Below are 23430 nucleotides of genomic sequence, written 5' to 3' on the forward strand. Positions count from 1 at the left end.
CTCCTGTCCTGTCGTGGTCTGCGTCTGAGCTTACTCGGCGGGAGCAGCCGACGAGGGCTGACCCGCTGAATTCGCCGACTCGGCAGCGGTGAGCAGAACCTCGGCGGCGGTCTGCAGCCCCTCGATGCGTCCCAGGGATTCGTCTTCGTGCTCGATGTGCACAGCGATGTCCGGGTCGACCTTCTTCAGGGCCGAGATGAACCGGTTCCAGAAATCCTGGTCGTGGCCATGACCAAGGGCGACGAAGTCCCACGAGGAGCCCAGCGGCCATGCGTTGATCGCGGCACCGCCTCGGAGCTCGGTGATCCGCTCGCCGGTGAATCGCGTGTGCCGATCGTCGAGGACGCCGTGGATCTTCGCGGCCTCGTTGATGCGCACATCCTTGGCCGCGGCATGGACGACGAGTTCGCCGAGGTGCTCGATCGCTGCGACCGGATCGATGCCCTGCCAGAACAGATGGGAGGGATCCATCTCCGCGCCGACGTTCTCAGCCCCGATGCTCTCGACGAGACGCTCGAGTGTGGCGGGATTGAATACGAGGTTGTGCGGATGCATTTCGATGGCGATCTTCACACCATTGTCGCCGGCGAGCCGATCGAGATCTGCCCAGATCGGGGTGGCTGCGGCCCACTGTTCGTCGAGTGTGTCGAGCAGTGAGGACTCCCAGGGGTTGACGACCCACGTCGGTTTGGGTGCCGAGGCGTCCGCGCCCGGCAGTCCGGACATCGTCACCACTCGAGTCTGACCGAGCCGGTTCGCCACGGCGATGGCACGTTCGATGTCGCTCAGCGTCGGCGGGCCGATCTGCGGATCGGGGTGGAGCGGGTTGCCATTGGCATTGAGGCCCGCCAGCTCGACCCCCGCCTCGGCGAAGGTGCCGAGGTACTCGTCTCGCGCATCATCGGAGGTGAGGATGTCATCGATCGTCGGCATATGGACGGGTGGGAGGAATCCGCCGACGTTGATCTCTGCCGCGCTGAGGCCGAGCTCTCTGAGCACGGTCAGGGCCTCGGGCAGCGGGCGGTCGTGCAGGATGGCTGTGTAGGCGCCGAATTTCATGACTGAACCTCTTTCTCATGTCCGTTGTCGTTGGCCGAGTCGATGACCGCATCTCGGACCTGGAGTGCATGCAGGCCATCGGAGAATGGTGCACAGCGAGGCAGGGAGTCCGCCTCGGCGATGCCGGCGACCTCATCGAGGAAGGCCCGGGCCTGGAAGACGAACCCGTCGTTTTGGCCCACTCCCACTCCGGGCGCGGCCATTGCCAGCCCGTTCGCGATATAGGGGTGCTCGGGTCCCAGCTGTATCGTCGTCAATCCGGTGGCCGCCGCGTCGTCGATGCTGCGGTTGAGGACGATCTGGCCGGGCAAGCGGAAGTCGAAGCCGGCGGAGCCGTTGGCGCAGAAGACTTCGACTCCGAGGCTGTTGGGGTGGCCCGCGGCGATCCGCGAGACTTGGAGGAAACCGGCCCCGGTGGGGAATTCGACGCCGAATCCGGCGTAGTCGTCGTTGCCGACCGGTTCGTATTCGTCGCTGACCTCGGCGTGGTCGTGTCCGACCACGTGACCCAGCGGGAGCGGGCGGGAGGTGATGGCGGTGTGGAAACGTCCGCCGGAGACCTTCCGGATGGGCCCGGCGAGGAATTCGACGGTGTCGGTGAGGTGGCTGCCGACATCGGCAAGAGCTCCGCTGCCAAGTTCGCCGCGGTAGCGCCAGCTCATCGGGGCAGTGGGGGAGCAGGCGTAATCGGTCCAGTACCAGGCGTTGATGTGGTGGACCTCGCCCAGAGTGCCGTCGTTGATGAAGTCCTTGATCGCGGCGAGGCCCGGTGCGCGTCGGAAGGTGAAGCCGAGGCGCGCGACAGAGTCTGCGTCGTTCGCGGCGGCGACCATGGATTCGGCGTCGGTGACGGTGTCGGTCAGCGGTTTCTCGCACAGGACGTGCTTGCCCACGGCCAACAGGGCTTCGACGATCTGCTGATGGAGGGAGTTGGCGACGACGACGCTGACGATGTCGATGTCATCGGCGTCGACGATGTGCTGCCAATCGGTGTCATGACGGGTGAACCCGTAACGAGCGGCGGTGGCTGCGGCAAGATCGCCGGCGATGTCGCAGACGGAGACGAGTTCGAGGTCCGGCAGGCTTCCGATTCCGGCGGCAGGGGCGGCTCGCCAGGCAGCGGCGTGTGCTCGACCGGCCATTCCGGCACCGATGACCGCGATTCCGAGTCGCTGGGGCATGGGATTCTCCTTCGAATGCATGCGGGTGTCTGTGCTGCACGTGAGGCGCGCTTCGTCGGTGCGTGCAATCAGCGCGCATGGACGAGCAGTGCTCTCCGTCGTTCCCTGGGCGGGACGCAGTCACCACGCTACAGGCAAATTTGTCAGGTCAAAAGAGAATTCAAAGCATTATTTGTCATTACATGAAATTTTTTGGGTTGCCCCGCGGAAGTCGCGCAGGCAGTGAATAGAAGAAGCGGCCGGCAGGTGAGCCCCAAGATCCATCAGATCGTGGAGCGCACCTGCCGGCCGCTTCCAGTTCTCAGCCGGAGGCCGCGAGTCTCATGCTGCGCAGTGTCTCCGGAAGCTCTCGAACCGTCCGGCGCGGAACTCAGTCCGTGCCGGCGTCGAAGGCCGCGGACAGTCCGGCGAGGTCGCCGGCTTCATCCACCTCGGCGCCGGAGTTCGCGATCTCCTCCGCACCGCCTGCCTCCAGCGAGCCCACGAGCTCCGAGGTCGGGCCGGACACGATGCCCATGGCCGCGTACTGCTCGAGACGGGCGCGCGAGTCGGCGATGTCGAGGTTGCGCATGGTCATCTGGCCGATGCGGTCTTCGGGGCCGAAGGCGGCGTCGCCCACGCGCTCCATCGACAGCTTCTCCGGGTGGTAGGACAGGTTCGGGCCTTCGGTGTTGACGATCGTGTAGTCGTCGCCGCGGCGCAGGCGCAGGGTGACCTCGCCGGTGATCGCCGAGGCGACCCACCGCTGCATGGATTCGCGCAGCATGAGCGACTGCGGGTCGAGCCAGCGGCCTTCGTACATGCGGCGGCCCAGGCGACGGCCCTCTTCGTGGTAGAGGGCGATGGTGTCCTCGTTGTGGATGGCGTTGAGGAGGCGTTCGTAGGTCACATGCAGCAGCGCCATGCCCGGGGCCTCGTAGATGCCGCGGGACTTCGCCTCGATGATGCGGTTCTCGATCTGGTCGGAGACGCCGAGTCCGTGGCGGCCGCCGATCTCATTGGCCTTGAAGACCAGCGCCACCGGGTCGTCGAACTCCTCGCCGTTGATGGCGACAGGGCGGCCGGCCTCGAAGCGGACCGAGACCTCTTCGGTCTTGACCTCGACGTCTTCGCGCCAGGCGGCCACGCCCATGATCGGTTCGACGATGTCGAGGCCGGCGTCGAGGAACTCCAGGGTCTTCGCCTCGTGGGTGGCGCCCCAGATGTTCGCATCCGTCGAGTAGGCCTTCTCCGCGGAGTCGCGGTAGGGGTAGCCGTGTTCGACGAGCCATTCGCTCATCTCCTGCCGGCCGCCGAGCTCCTCGACGAATTCCGAGTCGAGCCAGGGTTTGTAGATGCGCAGCTTCGGGTTCGCCATGAGGCCGTAGCGGTAGAAGCGCTCGATGTCGTTGCCCTTGTAGGTCGAGCCGTCGCCCCAGATGTCGACGCCGTCGTCCTTCATGGCCCGCACGAGCATGGTGCCGGTGACCGCGCGGCCCAGCGGGGTGGTGTTGAAGTAGGTCTTGCCGCCGGAGCGGACGTTGAAGGCGCCGCACTGGAGGGCGACGAAGCCCTCTTCGACGAGCAGGCGCTTGGCGTCGACGAAGCGGGCGATCTCGGCACCGTACTCCTTGGCGCGTTCGGTCACCGACTCCAGATCCGGTTCGTCGTACTGGCCGATGTCGGCCGTGTACGTGCAGGGGACGGCGCCCTTGTGACGCATCCACGCAACAGCGCAGGAGGTGTCCAGGCCGCCGGAGAAGGCGATTCCAACGTGCTCACCGACTGGGAGCGAAGACAGTACTTTCGACATGTCCACTAGCCTAACGGCATATCCCCCACGTGTCGAATTGTTATGCATAGCTATGTATTTTTATGTGCCAGGTGGGGGTGGTCTGCGGTTTGCCGCGCCGCGGACCCTCGCCGTGCACCCTCGCCGCGGACCCTCGCCGCAGACCCGCGCCGCGCTCTCCCTACGGCGACTGAACCGAGAGGACGTCAGCGGCTCAGTTCGCTGTACGCCCTGAGGCTTCCGGCGACCTCGAAGCGCTCCTGACCGAAGCCGCTCACAGCGGTGGGTCTCCGCCTCCGAATTCGAGGTCTGAGCAGGGCCCACCTCACAGCGGCACCGAGGCCCGGTAGCCCGTTGGCTGCGCGACGGCCCGGTTGCCTCGCGACCAGGTGGCTTCGCGACAGCCAGGTGGCCCGGTAGCTTCGTGCGAATATTGGTCGCTATCGGATACTCGGGTCGAAAGTTAGGTCGCTATCGGATACTTTTTGCCGCCAGAAATGTCCGATGGTGACCTATATTCTTCATTGCAGCCCGAGGTGGTGGCGGATATCGCGCTCGAGTTGCTGACGACTGGTCGATTTTGTCACCCGAATGACGGTCCAGCCGGCTGCTCTCAGCGCGTTGACTCGATCGATGTCGGCAGCCCATTGGTATTCGGAGATTCGGTGATGATCTCCCTCGTACTCCAGCGCAAGCTTTTTCTTCGGGTAGCCGAGGTCGGGATGCAGGGTGCGATCGATCGTCGGACAGTACACGGCAGGGTGGACCTCTGGTTCAGGCAGGTTTCGGGAGATGGCCCAGAGGCGGAGGTCTGTTTCCATCGGCGAGTCGACGTCTTCTCGAATGAGGTCGACAGCGGCTTCGAGCTTTGGCCTGGCCCTGAGGTGTTTTGTTTCGGAGATGTGCTCGGTCAAAGTCGCCAACGTGAATTGGGGTGGGCTCTTCCAGTTGCCGATCGCCGCGTCACCAACTTTCACCAGCGACTCCACCGAACAGACGGAAGCGAGCTGGCTGAATACCTGAAGTGGGTTCAGGACCGGCAACTTCAACCACTCGATTGATCTGAGCGTTCTCATTCGATGCAGTGTGATGCCTCTTCTGCGAATGCGTTTGTTGATGTCCGAAGTTCCCAGATGAAGAATGTCGCTTCTGAGTGAGCTGGGCAACGGCCACCCGAATAGGCGTGCAGCAGTTTCTCTGCAGGCGACGACCCCCGGGTGTCTGTAGACGATGGCCGTCAACAGCTGCGCCTCATCGATCCATGCGTCATCTGCCCAAGTGGGTATCGGGAATTCGGTGGAGACAGAGCCGTCGAAGCGGATACCCCACGTGGCAGGAGGAAAACCACGCCCGGACCTGATGTCGTACTCGGAGGCTCCTCGCGCTCGCGCTTCCGAAACCGAGAGGACTGCTGGGTAGTGCGCATAGTTCACCGGATGCTTCATGCACAGATAGTTCACGGGGGTTCTGGGCGAGGGAAGACCTGCCCGAGGCGGTTGTGGTCGACTGTTGCCCATCCACAGGCAGTTCACGCTCGAGCCGCGATGGTGTCCACAGCTGAATGGAGGTGAGTCGGACAGTTGCCTCGAGCAGACCATGGATGGTTCGCGAGCCGCATACGGGAGGATCCGGGTGGCTGTGCCGACCGCACCCTGAACAGGAGATTCGCTTCGAGGGCGGGCCTCTGCGGACTCCTGGGTTGCATTCGTGCCAAAGGTGAGGCGGCCACTCCCGGTCGATTCCGAAAGCGAAAAGTATCCGGCGGTGTTCCTTCAGAGCAAAGCGCAAACGAGTGGGTCGGGTGTGGTCGCGAGAGCAGTGGCGAATCTTTGCACAGGTATGAGTGTCCAAGTGGGTTCTGTGTTGACCAGGTTGGCTCAGCGATGTGCGCCATCACGGCCATGCCAAGCGAGCAGAAAGGAGGCTGCTACTGGATTCTGCTCGCGAAACAGTGGTCGCAAACGGACATTCGGGCCGAAACTTAGGTCGCAATCGGACACTTCGGAGGTCAGAAAATGTCCGATTGCGACCTACATTCGTGAGTGGTGTCCGTTTGCGACCTACGTTCGAGGGAGGTGTCCGATTGCGACCTACGTTCGTGAGAGGAGTCCGTTTGCGACCACTCTTCGGGGATCCCAGTGCGCCCGCCCCTACATCTTCGCCCGGTGGGCTCGGATCGCCTCGGCGACGGCGATGGCGTCGTCTTCGGGGGCGTCGGATTTCCGGTCGGGGCGGGCGATGAACAGGTAGATGAACCCGACGACGAGGACGACGACGAGGCCGATGAGGACGATCCAATCGGCGAAGAACGATCCGGAATCCCCTGGCAGCGAGAGCAGGATCATGGCGAAGATCCCGTAGGCCAGAGCCGCAAAGTTGACGACGATCCCCCACCCGCGCAGCGACCACGGCCCGGCGGGCTTCCAGCCCTTCAGCCGCTGCCGCAGGGCTCCGGCGACGACCATCTGGAATGCCAGGTAGATGCCGAGGATCGCGAAGGAGGTCACGGCCACGAGGATTCCGTCGTTGAACCAGATGAGCACGCAGATCAGCGCCGGTGCCGTGCAGGCGACGATGAGCGCGTTGTGCGGGATCTTCGTGCCGTCGGCGACCTTCGACAGCCAGCGGTGGCCGGGCATCATGCCGTCCCGGGCGAAGCTGAAGATCAGCCGCGAGGCCGCGGCCTGGAGACTGAGCACGCAGGAGATGAACGCGAGGATCGCGACGAGCAGGAAGAGCTTCGCACCGACGGTGCCGAGGCTGCCCTCGAGGATCGACGGAATCGGATCCTCGACCTCACCGGCGACGATCGCCTCCAGATTCGGGGCGGCGAGCACGTAGCCGCCGAAGGAGAACAGGGCGGAGATCGCGCCGACGAAGATCGTCATGAGCATCGCCTTGGGGATCCCTCGCGCCGGATTCGACACCTCTTCGGCGACATCGCCGCAGGCCTCGAAGCCGTAGAAGAGGAACAGTCCTGCGATCGCGGCGCCCATGAACACGGGCAGATAGCTGCCGTCACCGGCGGTGCCCATGGTGTCGAAGAAGACGGAGAAGCTGTGCTTGCGTTCGAAGATGAGGAGGAAGAGGCCGAGTCCGATGACGCCGATGAGTTCGGCGAAGAGACCGATGCGGGCGATCCTGGCCAGCCATTTCGTGCCGGAGAAGTTGATCGCCAGGGCCAACACCAGCAGGGCGAGGCCGAGGACGAGGGTGGTGTTCCGGTTGAGTGTGAGTCCGAAGAGGCTGGCGAGGAATCCGCTGCCGAACTCGGCCACCGAGGTGATGGTGACGATGAGCGCGCAGATGTAGACCCAGGCCGCCATCCACGCATAGCGCTTGCTCCACAGGCGACGCGCCCATGGGTAGATGCCGCCGGCGATGGGGAACTGGGAGACGACCTCACCGAAGACGAGTGCGACGAGCAGCTGCCCGCAGGCGACGATGACGATCCACCAGATCGCCGGCGGCCCACCGGTGGACAGAGCGACGGCCAGCAGCGAATAGACGCCGACGAGCGGGGAGAGATAGGTGAAGCCGAGTGCGAAGTTCGCCCACGGACTCATCGACCGTTCGAAGGAGTCGCCGTAGCCGAGGACCGCGAGGTGGTCGGAGTCGGAGAGATGGTCGCCCTGCGACCCGGCGTTGCGGTGGCCGCCAGCGGAGTTGTGATCGCCCGAGGGATGGTGGTCGTCGGAGAGATGATCGGACATGGTGATGTTCCTTCATTCGAATCGTCGTTGATCCTGGTTCTGTCGGTCATCGTATCCCCGATTCCTCCGCACGGAGACGAAAGCGTTCGCGCGCGTCTCACTCGCCCCGATTCCGGATCGCTCGGCGGATCTCGTCCACGCGACTGAGCGCGATTTCATCCTCGCGGCGGAGGTGGCAGACCGCTGCGGGACATAGGTTGGAACCAGGAAAAGCACCGGGAGTCGAGTTCTGGTCACCGGTGAGGAACGAGGAGGAGCCGTGAACATGTACACGGAAGCCAACCGGAAATCCGCCGAGGCGGCCCGCCCGGCAGGTGCCGAAACACCGACCGAAACAGCAGCGCCACCCGAAACCCCAGCATCGCTCGCGGCTGCCGAACCTGCGGTCCCGGCGGCCCCGGCCGTCGATGCGAAGGGCCGACCGCTCGCTGTGGTCCCTGCGACGGTGCCGTGGCTCGAAGTCGCCATCTTCGTCGTCATCGCATTCGCACTGGCCTGGCTCGTCTGCCTGCCGCTGTGGATCTCCGGCAAGGGACTCAGTGATCCACTCGCCGTTCAGGTCTACGGGGCCGTGATGATGTTCTCGCCGCTGGTCGCCGGCATCGTCGCGCTCACCGTCCAGCGCAAACGGGCCAAGCGTGCCCGCCGACCGATGGCGAGCGTGCCGCGCTACCTCGGAATCGGGCCGCTGCGCCCCATCGGCCGAGTGATCTGGATGACCGTCGCCGCGTTCTTCGGCACCTTCGTCCTCGTGGTCCTCGGCTACCTCGTCGCCTCGGCCCTCGGTTGGCTCACGCTCGACCTCACCGGGCTGTCCGGCTTCAGGACTCAGCTCGCGTCCATCCCGGGTGCGGAATCGCTGCCGATCGTCGCCGCCCTTGCGATCTATCTTGCGCTCATGATCTTCGGATCACTGTTCAATGTGATCGTCACCTTCGGAGAGGAATCCGGGTGGCGAGGCTGGCTGCTCACCAGCCTGCGGCCCTTGGGCACCTGGCCGGCGCTGCTCATCGTCGGTGTCATCTGGGGCCTGTGGCACGCACCCCTGATCCTGCTCGGATACAACTTCAACCGCCCCGACATCACCGGACTCGGATTCATGGTCGGCGGATGTGTGATGGTCGGCATCCTCTTCGGCTGGCTGCGTCTGCGCACCGGTTCGGTCTGGCCGGCCGTCTTCGCCCATGCCGCACTCAACGGTTCGGCCGGCATGCTGCTCGCTCTGGTCATGGGCACGTCCGGACCGACCCCGGATCCCGCGCTGATCACTCTGCTCGGAGTCTCCGGATGGATCACCTCGGCGATCGTCATCGCTGTTCTCATCGCCACCGGTCAGTTCCGCAGGCAGCCCGAACTCGGCATCAAGATCAAACCCGCCCCTGCCGGTGCTGAGGTCCCCGTCGAACCGGCCACGGCTGTGCCAGGAGCGCCGACCACGCCCGAGATGGCCCCGAGAGACTGAAGCCGATCGGACCTCTCGCCGAGGTCGCCCCCGATTTTGAGGGGCGACCTCGGCGTCCGCTAGGCTCGACTCCTCACAACCCAAAGGAGAACTCCATGATTTTCGGACCATCGCTGCTGCAGACGGCAGGACGGATGCTCACCGCCCCGATCTTCATCAACGGCGGACTCTCGGCCGTGAAGGACCCGGCCGGAAAGGCGGCGATGGCCGAGTCGACTCTCGACACCATCCGCGAATACGTTCCCGCACTGCCCGATGACAACGAGCTGCTCGTGCGCATCAACGGCGGCGTGCAGATCCTCGCCGGTGCCACCCTGCTGCTCGGCATCAAGCCGCGGCTGTCAGCAATTGCGCTCGCCGGTTCGCTCATCCCGACCACTCTGGCCGGACACTCCTTCTGGGAGATGGAAGGCGGCGACGCGAAGGCTCACCAGACCCAGTTCTCGAAGAACCTCGCCGCACTCGGCGGGCTGCTCCTCATCGCCGGAGACGGCGACAGCACCAAGGCGATCGAGAAGGCCGCGAAGAAGGCGGCGAAGAAAGCCGAGAAGCGTGCCCTCAAGCAGGCCTGAGCCTCCACCCGGCACCGGCCACCCCGGCCACCCAGCCCATGGAGGCTCTGGCCCGGAAGCTCCGGGCGATGTGTTCGCTGACCCGATGTACGCCGAGACGGCCGACATCGTCACCTTCAACGACGTCACGGACCCCGACCTCTGGGTGCGGCCGACTGGGAATCCCGCCCCGATCGAGATCGTCGATCATGATCCCGCGTGGGCCGACTATTTCTCGGAGGTAGCACACCGGATCCGTCGGGCGCTGTCCCCGATCGGAACGTTCGGCGGCCTCGAGCACGTGGGGTCCACCTCGGTGCCGGGGCTGAGAGCGAAGCCGATCATCGACATGGCACTCGTTGTCACCGATCCCCGGGATGAAGCCGGCTACGTTCCCGTACTCAACTCGATCGGATTCGGCCTCACCGTACGCGAGCCCGCTTGGTACGAACATCGCATGCTCAAGCGGCTCGATCCGGACCCGGGACAGCTCGATTGCCATCTCCACGTCTTCGGTCCTCGCTGTGCGGAAGTCGCGCGGATGCGGCTGTTCCGAGATCACCTTCGCAGGCACGGGGATGACCGTGAACGCTATCAGGCGGTGAAGTCGGCCGCGGCCGCGCAGTCGAATGCTCTCGGCGAGACCGGCATGGACTACAACGCTCGCAAACAGGCGGTGGTCCGCGAGATCTATCGCCGCATTTTCGAGGCCGAAGGGTGGGAGTGAGTATCTGAGCCTCCACCCGCCACCTCCCGCCACCCGTCACATACTCCCCGTCACTTAATTAGGGTAGGCTAAGCAAAGTGCGGATACGGGAAAGGTGGGCACATGGTCAACTGGCAGCGCGGGGTGATGCGGCTCTTCCGCATCACCAACCACGAAGTGGTCGTCACAGGCATCGAGGACTTCACCCCGACCTACCGTCGGATCCACTTCTCCGGCCCCGAGCTGCTGGCCCAGCTCGACGATGTCTTTCCGACACTGTGGACCCGCCTGTGGTTCCCGCATCCCGAGAAGGGCGACGGGCATCTGAGCCAGCGCGGCTACACGTTCTCGGCCATCGATCTCGAGGCAGGGACCTTCGCCCTCGACTTCGTCCTCCACGGCGACCTCGGGGCGCCACGTCCGGTCGACGTGGGATCCAGTGCTGACGAAACGACGAGCCTCCACTCGGCAGCAGCCGCCGACCGGCAGACCGCCGCCACCGATCACACCGCCGACATCGGCCCGGCTGCGCGGTGGGCGGCCCACGTCCGCCCCGGTGAGAGGATCGAAGCAGCGCTCACCCCGGCCCGCATCGACCTGCCCGAGAACACCTCTCACCTCCTCCTCGCGGGGGACCTCACTGCGCTTCCGGCGATCAACTCCTGGTGCGAAGCCGTCCCCGCCGAGGTGGCAGTGACCGTGGCGATCGCCGCCGCTGCTGACGAGGTGTCCGGACTCCCGCAGTCCGAGCACCCGAACGCGACATGGCACTGGGCGCCCACGGAATCCGCCCCCTCGCTGGCCCCGCAGAACCGCGCGGGCCGTTCCCTGACCTCCCTCCTCGGCGGGCTCGACCTCGATACCGAGGGCCTCTACGTCTGGGCGGCGGGGGAGCGGGGACTGATCAAGGATGTCCGCCAATTCGTCAAGGGCGAACTCGGATTGGGCCGATCGCAGCAGTTCTCCCAGTTCTACTGGTTCGCCGACAGAGCCACCGGCTGAACGCCGTCGTCGTTCCCGCACCCAGGTTCCTGCGCACACTCGTGTCCCCGCACCCCTGGAATTCGACAGAGAAACGCCTATGCTCGAAGCATGGCCAAGGCACTCCTCATCGTCGATGTCCAGAACGACTTCACCGAAGGCGGCGCGCTCGGCGTGACCGGCGGCGACCGCGTGGCCGAAGGCATCAGCCGCCACCTCGCCGCCCACGCCGGGGACTACGATGCCGTCATCGCTTCCCGCGACTGGCATGATGCCGACAGCGACAACGGCGGCCATTTCAGCGACACCCCGGATTTCGTCGACAGCTGGCCCGTCCACTGTGTCGCCGGCACCACCGGGGCCGAATACGACCCGCTGCTGTCCACCGCAGTGATCACTCACCACGTTCGCAAGGGCCAAGGCAGACCCGACTATTCGGCCTTCCAAGGGACCACGGAAACGGGGAGCAGCCTCGGCGATCTTCTTCACGACCTCACCGTCACCGAGGTGGACGTCGTCGGCATCGCCACCGACCATTGCGTGCGCGCCTCCACCCTCGACGCTCTGGACTCGGGTGTGGGTGTCCGCGTCCTCACCGACCTCGTCGCCGGGGTCGGTGAGGACACGAGCGCGGCCGCGCTGAGAGAGATGGAGAAGGCCGGAGCCGGCCTGGCATGAGGCGCTGACCCGCCGCCCCCGGTCAGAGCGTCTGCCCAGGTCAGTGCGTTCTCTCCATCGAAAGTTGCAGACCAGGTCCGAACTCTTTGGCGATGTGCCCCGGGAGGTGAATTGATGGACTTGAGTCATGAACTCATTCCTCGCGAAATCCGCACACACACTGACATCGAAGCGCGGTTCGTGGCTCGTCCTCGGCGGGGTCGTCGTCCTCGTCGCACTGATCTTCGGACTGCTGTCCGGAGCAGGCGAGGACCGGGCCAACGAAACCGCTCCGGCCGACTCCGAATCCACCCAGGCCCAGCAGACCCTCGACAAGTTCCCCGATGCCGACAGGCAGTCCGTCATGGTCGTGGCCTCGAACGACGACGGATCCGAACTGTCCGCCGACGACCAGACGCAGCTGAAGAAGCTCGGCACCTCGCTCGGCCAAACCGTCGGGGACGAATCCGATGAGACGGTGACCGGACCGATACTCAGCGACGACAAGCAGGCCGCCCTGCTCATGGTGCCGATCACCGTGGGCCTGACGAACTCGGACACGGCCGAGACCGTCGACGATCTGCGGACCGCCATCGCCGATGACCCGACCGCCTCAGGACTCACAGATGAGGGCATGTCCCTGCTGGTCACCGGCGGTCCGGCGATCGGTGCGGACATCGCCTCGGCGTTCGACGGTGCCGACTTCACCCTCCTCATCGTCACCATCGTCATCGTCGCCATCCTGCTCATCATCACCTACCGCTCACCCATCCTGTGGCTGCTGCCGCTCATCGTCATCGGCACCGCCGACGGGCTCGCCTCCACCGTGACCGCGGCCGTCGGCGACTGGCTCGACCTGCAGTTCGACGCCGGCATCATCAGCGTCCTCGTCTTCGGTGCCGGAGCGAACTATGCGCTGCTGCTCATCTCCCGCTACCGCGAGGAGCTCAGTCGCCACATCGACCCCCGCAAGGCACTCGCCGAGGCCTGGGCCCACACCGCGACGACGATCCTCGCCTCGAACCTTACCGTCGTCCTGTCCCTGCTCAGCCTCGTCTTCGCCGTCATCCCCGGCACCCGCGGTCTGGGCATCACGGCCGCGGTCGGCCTCATCATCTCCGCTGCCGCGGTGCTCATCGCCCTGCCGCCCGTGCTCGCGATCTGCGGCAAGCGAGTGTTCTGGCCCTTCGTCCCGAAGGCCGAAGACGCCATCGCAACGCAGAGTTCGGATGAGGCCACCACCCCCGCCGAGGCAGCCCCGCACTCGGCGCGGGAGCTCGCCGACCGCGCGGCCGGCACCAAGGACAGAGCCGCCTCGGCGAAGCCCTCGATCTGGCGCACCATCGCCACTCGCGTGGTCCGGAGACCCGGGCTCCACCTCGGCGCCGGCATCGTCATCCTCGGCGTCATGGCCACCGGCTTCATCGGGTCCTCGATCGGACTCGACCAGACCGAGAAGTTCCGGGTTCAGTCCGAATCGGCGCAGGGCCTCGACGTTCTGTCCGAGCACTTCCCGCCCGGCGAATCGCAGCCGATCTGGATCGTCGCCGACACCGACCACGCCGACCAGGTCGTCGATTCGGTATCCGATATGGACGGCGTCGTGCGCGCTGCGGCGATCGATGACACGAGAATCAACGGCACTTCGGTCACGAAGATCATGGTCACCGGCGAGTTCGCGCCCGACAGTGTGAAGGGGCTCGACCTGGTCGAGGACATCCGCAGCGACGTCCACGCCATCGACGAGGCGAACGCCGAGGTCGGCGGGGCCGCGGCGACGGAACTCGACGCCCGCGACGGCAACCAGCAGGACTTCTTCACGATCGTTCCGATGGTCCTGGCGATCAGCTTCCTCATCCTGCTGGTCATCCTCCGGGCTCCGATCGCGGCGTTCGCCCTGCTGCTGGTCAACCTGGTGTCCTCGGCGGCGGCGATCGGACTCGGTGCCTTCCTGTCCCGGACGTTCTTCGGCCAGTCAGCGCTCGATGCGCAGGTGCCGATCCTCGCGTTCCTCTTCCTCGTCGCGCTCGGCATCGACTACTCGATCTTCCTCGCCCACCGGGCGAAGAAGGAGTCGGTCCTCCACGGCGGCCGGCAGGGCATGGTCGAGGCCGTCGCCCACACCGGTGGGGTCATCACCAGCGCCGGCATCGTCCTGGCCGGAGTGTTCGCGGCACTGGGCATGCTGCCGCTCATGGTGCTCGGTCAGCTCGGCCTCATCGTCGGAGTCGGCGTGCTCGTCGATACGATCATCGTGCGCACGATCATCGTGCCCGCGATCTTCGGACTCGTCGGCAGCAGGATGTGGTGGCCGAACAGGTCGATCACGCACTTCGGCGAAGATTCGGACCGCACCCACGCGCCGGCCGACGGGGAGTATGCGTCCCTCGGTTCCGGATCGCACCACGGCAAGCACTGAACCGGTGAGGTGTGCCGGTGAGAATTGAGGCGGCCGAGGCGTTGAGGACACTCATCGCCTCCGGCCGCCTCGGTTCGCACCCCGTCGGCATGCATTTCCTCTCCCGCGTGGGTTCGTGATGTGGTTGAGTTGGCAGGAGGACCATGAGACCAGACGATCATTCCTTCGGCGCTTCCACCGCCGAGGCAGGTCTGCAGGAAGGCGGCAGCGTGGGCGCACGCAAATGGACGGAACGGACGATGGAGTTCGGTCAGCACGCCATCGCCCTGACGCTGACGCTCATCGCCTGCATCCGTTCCATCTCCGCCGGTGCCCCGCTGACAGCCGCCATCGCCGTGAGCGTGGTCTTCCTCGCCTGGTACGCCCTCGGCGCCGTCCGCGCCGCCCGCACAGGAGCGCTCGTACTCGCCAAATGGTGGCTGATCGTCCTCGCCGCCGCCTGGCTGTGCACCCTTCTCGTCTCCGCCGAATTCATCTGGATCGCGTTCCTCCTCTGGCTGCTCGCCGGCCACCTCTTCTCTCTGCGCATCGCGATCGTCTTCACGGCTCTGACGTACATCGCGACGATCATCGCCCCGCTCGGCCATTACGGGCAGGTGCCTACGCCGAGCATCATCGGCTCCCTCATCGGCGCCGTGTTCGCCCTCGGGCTCTCCCGCGGCTACATCGAACTCCTCCGGGAGGGCCGCCGTCGTGAGGAGCTGCTGCGCTCACTCGAACTGGCCCACCAGAATCTGCTCGACCTCCAGGACGAGCTCGCCCTGACCCAGCGTCATGCCGGTGAGATCCAGGAACGCACCCGCGTCTCCCGGGACATCCACGACACGATCGCACAGTCGGTCTCGTCGATTCGTCTCATCGCCCACGCCGAGGCGGAGCGGACCTGCGACGACCGCTCCGGCACAGTGCTCGCCCAAGTCGAAGACCTCGCTGCGCAGAGTTCCCGCGACGTCCGCCGCATCATCGCGGCCCTGGCCCCGACCGAACTCGAGGACGGAGCGTTGACCGCCGCGCTTCGCCGTCTGCTCACCAGGCTGGAGGAGGACACCGCCATCCGCGGCCGACTCGATCTCGACGAGACCCTTCCGACGCTGTCCGCCGAGGTGGAGGTGGCGCTTCTGCGCACCGCGCAGTCGGCGCTGGCCAACGTGCGCCAGCATTCGCAGGCCACCCGCGTGATGATCAGCCTCATGGATCTCGACGGGTCGATCAGAATGGACATCGTCGACGACGGCATCGGCATGGCCGACCCGCAGAACCGGCAGCGCAACCCGCAGTCGGGTTTCGGGCTGGACTTCATCGCCTCCCGGATGCGCGAACTCGGAGGCGAACTCGTCATCGAGACGAGCCCCGGATCCGGCTTCGCGATCTCCGCAACCCTGCCGAGCCAATCCCAGCTGCGCACCCGCGGTGGGGGACTCAGCACGCCCGCGAACGATACGGGCACGGGTGGCCCGGGCCACCTCGGTGACGGCACGGGCAGTGCGGTTCGCCTCGGTGAGAGCACAGCCAGTGCGGGCCACCTCGGCGAGGGTGGCAACGGCACACACGAGAACACGGACACCGATCCAGGAGAGAACGCATGAGCATTCGAGTCATCCTCGTCGACGACCACCCGGTCGTGCGGGCGGGTCTGAGGTCCGTCATCGACGCCCCTGACCACATCGCCGTGATCGGTGAGGCCGGCAGCGGCGAGGAGGCGCTGCCTCTCGTCGATGAGCTCGGCCCCGACGTCGTCCTGTGCGACCTGCGGCTGGGGGAGGGCGTCGACGGCATCGAGGTGACGAGGCGGCTGCGAGCGAAGGCGAATCCGCCGGCGGTGCTCATCCTCACGACCTTCGATCTCGACTCGGAGATCATCGCGGCCCTCAACGCCGGTGCCTCGGGGTACCTGCTCAAGGACATCGACCCCGGTGACATCTCAACGGCGATCGAGAAGGCAGCGAAGGGTGAGACCTATATGCCTCCGGAGATCTCGTCGAAGGTCTTCGCTGCGATGCGCAATCCCGGCCCGAAGCTGACCCGGCGAGAGCGCGACGTGGTCAAACTGCTGTCCACCGGTGCCTCGAACGCGCAGATCGCGCAGGAGCTCTTCGTCACCGAGGCGACCGTGAAGAGCCACCTCGTCAACGTCTTCACGAAGCTCGGCGTGGACTCGCGGGCACGGGCGATCCGCGTCGCCGAGGACCAGGGGCTGGTGTAGAGGGCAGGTGCCAGCGAAGCCGGTTTCACCGAAAAACTGGTTGAGCGACGAAACACGGGAGCGCGCACCCGTTTCTCGACACCCAGCCCGTTTTTCGCTGAATGACAACTGATGCACCCATGACACCCGAAGTGAAGGCGAGGCTGTGACCGCACTCGCCGCCACGATGTGGGCGGTGGTCGATGCCCGAATGTCAGCTGAATAACTGATAGGTAATGATCCTCGGCGTCGCCCCTGGTCAGGGGTCCAGGCGATGACGAGGAGAGGGCCGGCAGCGTTCGAGCTGAAACGGTTCGGCTACGGAGTTCCCGCTCGTCCAGGTAGTCTGTTGCGTGCGTATCGGGACAGCCCTGCGCACATGCAGAGCCGTTCGGGACGAGACAGTGGAGGTGCTATGGCGGGCGAAGACGAGTCGCTTCCGCCCAGGCCGGTGACCTCACAGAACCGTCGCATCGGTGCCCTGTCCGGCAATACGAAGGGCATCGGCGTGGGAGCGGCCGCCGACGCCGAGGCGGCAGCGCCGGGAGAACCGGCGAACGAGCACTCGGCGCAGACTCCGATGCCCCCGGTTGCTCCCACCGACCGGACCGCAGACAACGCTGTCCCCGCTCCGGCGCGGGATATCTCACTCCCGCACGTCGGCGAACTCGCCTCGGCGAGTGAGGACGCGATCGTCGATCCCTCGGAACCGGTGCTCGAGAGCATCGACCTCGACTCCTGGAAATGGCCGGAGTACTTCGCGTTCGCGCTCACCCGGATGCAGGAGATCTTCCCGACCGGCGGCATCCCGCGCGGCATCGGACCGGTGCGCGAATACGTCACCGAAGATCACGATTTCCGCCCGCTGACGATCGACCGGCAGCGTTGGCCCGCCGCCGATGAGGACTGGTCCACCGTCGGCGACGTCCTGGCGAACACCCACACCGACGCCTGGCTCGTCACTCGCAACGGCGTCGCCTTGGCCGAGGAATACGCGTGGCCGATGAAGCCCGCCCGACAGCACATGCTGTTCTCCGTGAGCAAGTCCATCGTCGCCACAGCCATCGGCGCGCTCGCCGACGCCGGGCTGCTCACCCCCGCCGACCTCGTCACCGCACATGTGCCGGCCCTGGCGAAGAGCGGCTACGCGGGAGCGACCATCCGCGACCTGCTCGACATGCGTTCGGGCATCAGATTCTCCGAAGAATACCTCGAGGACGGGTCGGAGATCCGGGCCCTGTTCGAAGCGGTCGATTTCGCGCCCCGGACGTCCACCTCGGCGAATGGGATCAAGGACTTCCTCACGGGGCTGAGCCGCGAACGCGAACACGGATCGTCGTTCGTCTACCGCAGCTGTGAGACCGACGTGCTCGCATGGATCGCCGAGGCGGTCACCGGCCAACCGTTCTCCATCGTCGCCAGCGAATACGTATGGTCGAAGATCGGCGCCGCCCACGCCGCCCAGGTCTGTCAGGACCGGTGGGGAGGATCGATCGCCGACGGTGCCATCAGCGCCACCATCCGCGACCTCGCCCGATTCGGCGAGATGATCGCCCGCGGCGGGACGACCGAGAACGGCGAACGCGTGCTCTCGGCGGAGTGGGTCGAGGACATCTTCACCGGCGCGGCAGACTCGGCGAAGGTGTTCGCAGCCTCCCCCTCGGGACGGTCGTATCCGGGTGGAATGTACCGCAGCCAGTTCTGGCTGCCTTCGGCCCGCCGCGACGTCGTCATCGGCATCGGCATCCACGGTCAGATGCTCTACATCGACCGCTCCACACAGACCGTCGGCGTCAAACTCTCGAGCGACCCCGAACCGGTGAGCCTGGCCGCCCAACACGGAACCTTGGCGATGTTCGAGGCCATCGCCGAGGCGGTCGCCCCGCAGCCGTCGACCGCCCCGCAGCCGTCGACCGCTTCGCAGGCACCGACCGCTTCGCAGGCACCGACCGTTTCGGGACTCGGTTTCGCATCGCTGGTCGGTCAGAACACGCTTTACTGAGACGCTGGCCCGCCAAGTCGGGCCAGGTGCCTCGGCAGTCCGGTCGGCATCGGAACTGCAGCCCGCATGACACGTCCGACCGCGTCCGGAACTGCAGCCCGCATGACACGTCCGACCGCGCAACCTGACGTCCATGTGACGAAACCAGTGCGACGATTGCGCGGACTCGGTAGCGTGAGGATCGGAACGACACCGATCACAGGAGGCACCACGATGACTGACTTCTTCGACCGCGAGAACGACGCGAAGTACGACAGGGCCTACAAGGAGACCACTCCCGACATCCTCCAGGCCTTCGGCGGCTTCAACGACGCCGTCTTCGCCGCAGAGGGCCGCGAGATCCCGCTGAAGTATCGCGAACTCATCGCCTACGCCGTCGGCCTCACCACGCAGTGCGCCTACTGCATCGACGCGCACGCGAACGCCGCCGTCAAGGCCGGGGCCACCGAAACCGAACTCGCCGAGACCGCGTGGACGGCCTCGGCGATCCGTGCCGGCGGCGCCTTCGCCCACGGTCGGCTCGGATTCAAGCTCACTGGTACTCACGAGCACTGAGCTTCGTCCCGATGCGGGGCCCGATTGCCTAGACTGAGAGGCGATCATGACTGACGAGCCCCGCACCACCCCACGCAGAGCACCCCGTTCGCGCCCGCACCGCATCCTCGTGCTGGCGTTGGACGGGGTGTCTGCCATGGATCTCGGCGTCCCCGTTCAGGTGTTCGGACGCGAATCGAATGCCGCCACGGCACGCACCCGCACCGAGGCGGCCCCGCGGTCCCAGCCGACCGCCGGCACCGCATTGGCCGCCGTCGACACCGCGGAGGCCGTTGCCGAGACCGCGTCGACTGACGTCGTCCCCGGAGTCCGACCGGCGACGGCTGCTGTTCCCGGAGTCCGACCGGCGACTGCCGCCGTCCCCGGAGTCCGACCGGCGACTGCGCCGGCCGGGATCTGGCCCTACGAAGTCGAGGTCTGCGGCATCGCCGCAGGCACGATCACTGGATCGGACGGACTCGACTACTCCGTCGAGCAGGGACTCGAGGCACTGGAGACCGCGGACACGATCATCCTCCCGGGAGCCACCTCGGCGGTGGTCGAAGAACCGCCCGCGGCGGTCATCGGAGCTCTGCTCGCGGCGTTCGAGGCGGGGACGCGGATCGCCGCGATCTCGACGGGCACCTTCGTCCTCGCTCGCACGGGACTGCTCGTGGGGCGCCGCGCAACCACGCACTGGTCGACGGCGAAGGAACTCGCCCGACGCTTCCCGGCGATCAAGGTCGACGAGAACGTCCTCTTCATCGACGAGGGCCAGCTGCTCACCTCGGCCGGAGCCGCCTCGGCGATCGACCTGTGTCTCCATCTCATCCGCAGCGATCACGGGGTGGGCCTGTCCAACCAGGTCGCCCGGCGGCTCGTCGCCGCCGCCTACCGCAGTGCCGGCCAAGCTCAGTACGTGCCGCGCAGCGTGCCCGACCCGCTCGGCGAAGACTTCGCCGACACCCGCGAATGGGCACTGCAGCACATCGGGGAGAAGATCACCCTGAACGATCTCGCGGCCACCGCGGGAGTGTCCGTGCGCACCTTCTCCCGCCGCTTCGTCGAAGACACCGGCTATACGCCCATGCAGTGGGTGCTCCGGGCTCGCGTCGACCTGGCCAGGGAGCTGCTGGAGAACTCCGATCTGGGCATCGAACAGATCGCCGACCAGGTAGGACTCGGCACCGGAGCGAATCTGCGGATGCATTTCCAGCGCATCCTCTCGACCTCACCGAACGACTACCGGCACTCCTTCCAGGGGTGAGCTTCCGGCCGCCGCGAACCCCAGCGGCCAGTCGAATCAGTCCGTCCGGAAAGATCCCGCTGGACCGTTCCCGACCCCTTTTGGCGCTCATTTCGGCGACCCTGATCACACTGGCGTGAAACTTTCGGCATCTGGCAATAAGTCTGGCGAGAACCTTGTGTAGATTGTCTGACTGGCCACTGTTATCGATGGCTGAGATCGCCCATGATGGAGATATCAAGACGAATCCCCGTGATCAAGGAGTGACATTGACTCGCATCGCCATCAATGGTTTCGGTCGCATCGGACGCAGCACCCTGCGGGCACTGATCGAGCGCGGCAGCGAGCTCGAGGTCGTGGCCATCAATGACCTCGGCCCCGTGAGCGACCTCGCCCGACTGCTGAAGTTCGACACGACTCTCGGCCGCTTCAACCACGACGTCGAAGCGACCGAGGACTCCATCATCATCGACGGCAAGTCGATCAAGGTCTTCGCCGAGAAGGATCCGGCAAAGCTTCCCTGGGGCGAGCTCGATGTCGATATCGCGCTCGAATCCACCGGCCGTTTCACCAAGGCCGATAAGGCCCGCGCCCACATCACCGCCGGCGCGAAGAAGGTCCTCGTCTCCGCTCCCTCGAAGGGTGCCGACGTCACCCTCGCCTTCGGTGTGAACAACGAGGCCTACAAGCCCGAGCACACCGTCATCTCCAACGCCTCGTGCACGACGAATGCGCTGGCTCCGCTGGCCAAGGTCCTCGATGACCTCGCCGGAATCGAGCAGGGCTTCATGACCACCGTCCACGCCTACACCGGCGATCAGATGGTCCAGGATGGTCCCCACAAGGATCCCCGCCGTTCCCGGGCGGCCGCGGAGAACATCATTCCGACCTCGACGGGCGCGGCCAAGGCCATCGGCCTCGTCCTCCCGCAGCTCGACGGCAAGCTCAGCGGTGACGCGATCCGCGTGCCGGTCCCGGTCGGTTCGATCGTCGAGATCAACACGACCGTGTCCCGCGAGGTCACCCGCGACGAGGTGCTCGCCGCCTACGAGAACGCCGCCGCAGGCGAGCTCAAGGGCATCCTCGACTACGAGATCGAGCCCATCGTCTCCTCCGACATGGTCGGCCAGCCCGCTTCCTCGATCTTCGACGCCGCGCTCACCCGCGTCGACGGCAAGCGCGTGAAGGTCGTGGCCTGGTACGACAACGAGTGGGGCTTCTCCAACCGTGTCGTCGACAACCTCGAGTTCATCGGCAAGAACTGATCACGCTCCGGCGGACGCGGCTGACATCGTCAGTCGCTGTCCGTCGGCGAGTGATCCGGCACCGGCCTGGTTCCTCCACGGCATCGGATGCACCTGTGGCCTCGAATCCGCGTTGAGCGGGTTCGAGGCCACAGTTGTTTTGTGCAGGAGTGCAGGGCTCAATGGTGCGGGGGCGCAGTGGTGCGGGAAACAGATTCCTTCGCCGAGGCTGCCCTCCCGGCCTTCGTGCCCGAACTCAGACGTCGTCGGCACCGGTCGTGCCCGAACTCAGACGTCGTCGGCACCGGTCGTGCCGCCTTCGCCCTCCCAACGTTCGATGGCCCGGACCTTCGAACGACTGAATTTCAGTCGGACACCGTAACCGCCCTCGTCGCCGTCGGGGATGAACCGTGCGCCGTACTGTTCGAGCGCGAGGACGAGGCGACGCTCCTGCTCGGCGGTGAGGTCCTCGCGTCCCTTCTCGTAGTCCTTGAGTTCGGACTTGTCGAGCTCCGCTTTTCCGGCGACGTCCTTGGCCGAGACCTGGCAGAGGATCCGGGTCGCTCGTGCCAGGGGGCCATCGATGATGATCTCTTCTGTGCTCATGGCACCACCATGCCAGAGCCCTCAAGGTGTGCCAAGACGAAGAGTTCCTCGTGAGACGGGGCGTGACCGCATTGCGACGGACACCATCGACGAGAGTGAAGGCATATGTCTGTCACATTCGATTCGGCACCGATCAGGCTGTGTCAGTGCCGTCCAGTAGTGTCACGAACATGCTTCCGGCGATGGGGTCGGCGGCGCGCGCCGCAGGGTGCGGCGCATGACGGAAGGTCAGAACAATGGAGATCACGACCAGCAGTATCCGCGGTTTGGCTCACCGCTGCGAAGAATTCCTCGACGACCGCGGAGAGTCGTCGGCAATCAGCTACCCGGGCAGTCTTGCTCTGTGCATCCTCGACTCGGTCTATTCGACGGGGTCGCACCCGAATGCGGTCGACAATGTCGTCGACCGGTACATCGCCCGCCATGGCCGTGAGGACGGCGCGAAGTCGCTGCGGTATTCGATCGCCGCGGCCGGTGGAGCAGAGGTGTGGGCGGAGCAGGTGGTCTGCAACCTCAAACCTGCGAGCACCCACCCCGGAGCCATGCTCAAAGCCGAGGTCGTCGACCAGGCCACCCGATTGATGGCCGAGTACGGAATCGACACCGTCACCGACCTTCTTGAGACCCTGGTCGACGAACCGTCGCCGGGGCGCAGCACCACCGGGTTGGCTGGCCGGTGGCGGGATCTGCCCAGCCAGAGATCGGGGATCTCCTGGAAGAACCTGCTCATGCTCGCGGGATCACCGCATTTTGAGATCGACTACCGGGTGACGAACTGCATCGCCGAGGTCGCAGGCTTCGGCATCGACGTCACCGACGACTATGTCCTCGTACTGATCGAAGAGGTCGCTGACGTCCTCGGCGCCGAGGAGCGGGAGGTCAGGCGGATCGTCTGGCAGCTCTCCCACCGACGGCTCCTGTCGAAACGGAAACCCGCGAGCACCGCCTGGCGGTACGGTCTTGACGCTGATTCGGACGTTCTCGTCGAGGTCGGGGTCGAGGGGTGGCACGGTGGAGCAGAAGCTGCTGATCCTGCGTGGGACCACGAGTGGACGATGCCGTATTCGACGCCGGGCGCATCCGGCGCGGCCCCATTCTGAGCGGGCCGCTGCCGGT

General features: G+C 65.8%; 19 protein-coding genes. 13 read left to right on the plus strand and 6 right to left on the minus strand.

Annotated features, from left to right (window positions below; genetic code table 11):
• Positions 1 to 30 precede the first annotated feature (30 nt).
• The 5 genes from EB836_RS09910 to EB836_RS09930 all read right to left on the minus strand — a co-directional run bounded on the left by EB836_RS09910 (position 31) and on the right by EB836_RS09930 (position 7724).
• On the minus strand, positions 31 to 1059 hold the full coding sequence (locus EB836_RS09910; protein WP_135539944.1) for a sugar phosphate isomerase/epimerase: 1029 nt from the start codon (positions 1057 to 1059) through the stop codon (positions 31 to 33).
• The gene (locus EB836_RS09915) at positions 1056 to 2240 is read right to left on the minus strand and encodes a Gfo/Idh/MocA family oxidoreductase (RefSeq protein ID WP_135539946.1); all 1185 of its coding nucleotides are present in this window, start codon (positions 2238 to 2240) and stop codon (positions 1056 to 1058) included. The genes EB836_RS09910 and EB836_RS09915 overlap by 4 nt, the downstream gene beginning before the upstream one ends.
• Before the next feature lie 370 nt (positions 2241 to 2610).
• Positions 2611 to 4032: an argininosuccinate synthase gene (gene argG / locus EB836_RS09920; protein ID WP_135539948.1), complete on the minus strand. Its 1422-nt coding sequence runs from the start codon at positions 4030 to 4032 to the stop codon at positions 2611 to 2613.
• Positions 4033 to 4532: 500 nt separating this feature from the next.
• On the minus strand, positions 4533 to 5087 hold the full coding sequence (locus EB836_RS09925) for a hypothetical protein (RefSeq protein ID WP_135539950.1): 555 nt from the start codon (positions 5085 to 5087) through the stop codon (positions 4533 to 4535).
• A gap of 1074 nt (positions 5088 to 6161) precedes the next feature.
• Positions 6162 to 7724 carry an APC family permease gene (locus EB836_RS09930; RefSeq protein WP_135539952.1) on the minus strand — a complete coding sequence of 521 codons (1563 nt, stop codon included), beginning with the start codon at positions 7722 to 7724 and terminating at the stop codon, positions 6162 to 6164.
• 265 nt (positions 7725 to 7989) lie between these two features.
• Between EB836_RS09930 and EB836_RS09935 the strand changes: the two genes are divergently transcribed.
• The 12 genes from EB836_RS09935 (at position 7990) to gap (ending at position 21729) form a co-directional block, all read left to right on the plus strand.
• Positions 7990 to 9186 carry a type II CAAX endopeptidase family protein gene (locus EB836_RS09935; RefSeq protein WP_096159811.1) on the plus strand — a complete coding sequence of 399 codons (1197 nt, stop codon included), beginning with the start codon at positions 7990 to 7992 and terminating at the stop codon, positions 9184 to 9186.
• A gap of 95 nt (positions 9187 to 9281) precedes the next feature.
• Positions 9282 to 9758 carry a DoxX family protein gene (locus EB836_RS09940; RefSeq protein WP_096159809.1) on the plus strand — a complete coding sequence of 159 codons (477 nt, stop codon included), beginning with the start codon at positions 9282 to 9284 and terminating at the stop codon, positions 9756 to 9758.
• 85 nt (positions 9759 to 9843) lie between these two features.
• Positions 9844 to 10464: a GrpB family protein gene (locus EB836_RS09945; RefSeq protein WP_135539954.1), complete on the plus strand. Its 621-nt coding sequence runs from the start codon at positions 9844 to 9846 to the stop codon at positions 10462 to 10464.
• A gap of 102 nt (positions 10465 to 10566) precedes the next feature.
• The gene (locus EB836_RS09950) at positions 10567 to 11445 is read left to right on the plus strand and encodes an SIP domain-containing protein (RefSeq protein ID WP_096159807.1); all 879 of its coding nucleotides are present in this window, start codon (positions 10567 to 10569) and stop codon (positions 11443 to 11445) included.
• Positions 11446 to 11535: 90 nt separating this feature from the next.
• Complete coding sequence (locus EB836_RS09955; RefSeq protein ID WP_096159805.1) at positions 11536 to 12102, plus strand: isochorismatase family protein; 567 nt, start codon at positions 11536 to 11538, stop codon at positions 12100 to 12102.
• Between the two features lie 127 nt (positions 12103 to 12229).
• Positions 12230 to 14500 carry an MMPL family transporter gene (locus tag EB836_RS09960; RefSeq protein ID WP_135539956.1) on the plus strand — a complete coding sequence of 757 codons (2271 nt, stop codon included), beginning with the start codon at positions 12230 to 12232 and terminating at the stop codon, positions 14498 to 14500.
• Between the two features lie 143 nt (positions 14501 to 14643).
• Positions 14644 to 16086 (plus strand): sensor histidine kinase, encoded by a 1443-nt coding sequence (locus tag EB836_RS09965; RefSeq protein ID WP_240689800.1) that lies wholly within the window; start codon positions 14644 to 14646, stop codon positions 16084 to 16086.
• Positions 16083 to 16703 carry a response regulator transcription factor gene (locus tag EB836_RS09970; RefSeq protein ID WP_135539958.1) on the plus strand — a complete coding sequence of 207 codons (621 nt, stop codon included), beginning with the start codon at positions 16083 to 16085 and terminating at the stop codon, positions 16701 to 16703. The genes EB836_RS09965 and EB836_RS09970 overlap by 4 nt, the downstream gene beginning before the upstream one ends.
• Before the next feature lie 394 nt (positions 16704 to 17097).
• Positions 17098 to 18684 (plus strand): serine hydrolase, encoded by a 1587-nt coding sequence (locus EB836_RS09975; RefSeq protein ID WP_135539960.1) that lies wholly within the window; start codon positions 17098 to 17100, stop codon positions 18682 to 18684.
• A gap of 213 nt (positions 18685 to 18897) precedes the next feature.
• On the plus strand, positions 18898 to 19239 hold the full coding sequence (locus EB836_RS09980) for a carboxymuconolactone decarboxylase family protein (RefSeq protein WP_135539962.1): 342 nt from the start codon (positions 18898 to 18900) through the stop codon (positions 19237 to 19239).
• Positions 19240 to 19285: 46 nt separating this feature from the next.
• On the plus strand, positions 19286 to 20485 hold the full coding sequence (locus EB836_RS09985; protein ID WP_240689810.1) for a DJ-1/PfpI family protein: 1200 nt from the start codon (positions 19286 to 19288) through the stop codon (positions 20483 to 20485).
• A gap of 248 nt (positions 20486 to 20733) precedes the next feature.
• Positions 20734 to 21729, plus strand: a complete 996-nt coding sequence (gene gap, locus EB836_RS09990) for a type I glyceraldehyde-3-phosphate dehydrogenase (protein ID WP_135539964.1) — start codon at positions 20734 to 20736, stop codon at positions 21727 to 21729.
• 267 nt (positions 21730 to 21996) lie between these two features.
• Here the strand turns inward: gap and EB836_RS09995 are convergent, their stop codons facing one another.
• Positions 21997 to 22314, minus strand: coding sequence for an XRE family transcriptional regulator (locus EB836_RS09995; protein WP_135539966.1), 318 nt, complete (start codon positions 22312 to 22314; stop codon positions 21997 to 21999).
• A gap of 236 nt (positions 22315 to 22550) precedes the next feature.
• Here EB836_RS09995 and EB836_RS10000 point away from each other — a divergent pair, with 236 nt between their 5' ends.
• Positions 22551 to 23414 (plus strand): hypothetical protein, encoded by an 864-nt coding sequence (locus EB836_RS10000; RefSeq protein WP_135539967.1) that lies wholly within the window; start codon positions 22551 to 22553, stop codon positions 23412 to 23414.
• Positions 23415 to 23430: the final 16 nt, after the last annotated feature.

The organism is Brevibacterium sp. S111 (assembly GCF_004745075.1).
GTDB lineage: Bacteria > Actinomycetota > Actinomycetes > Actinomycetales > Brevibacteriaceae > Brevibacterium.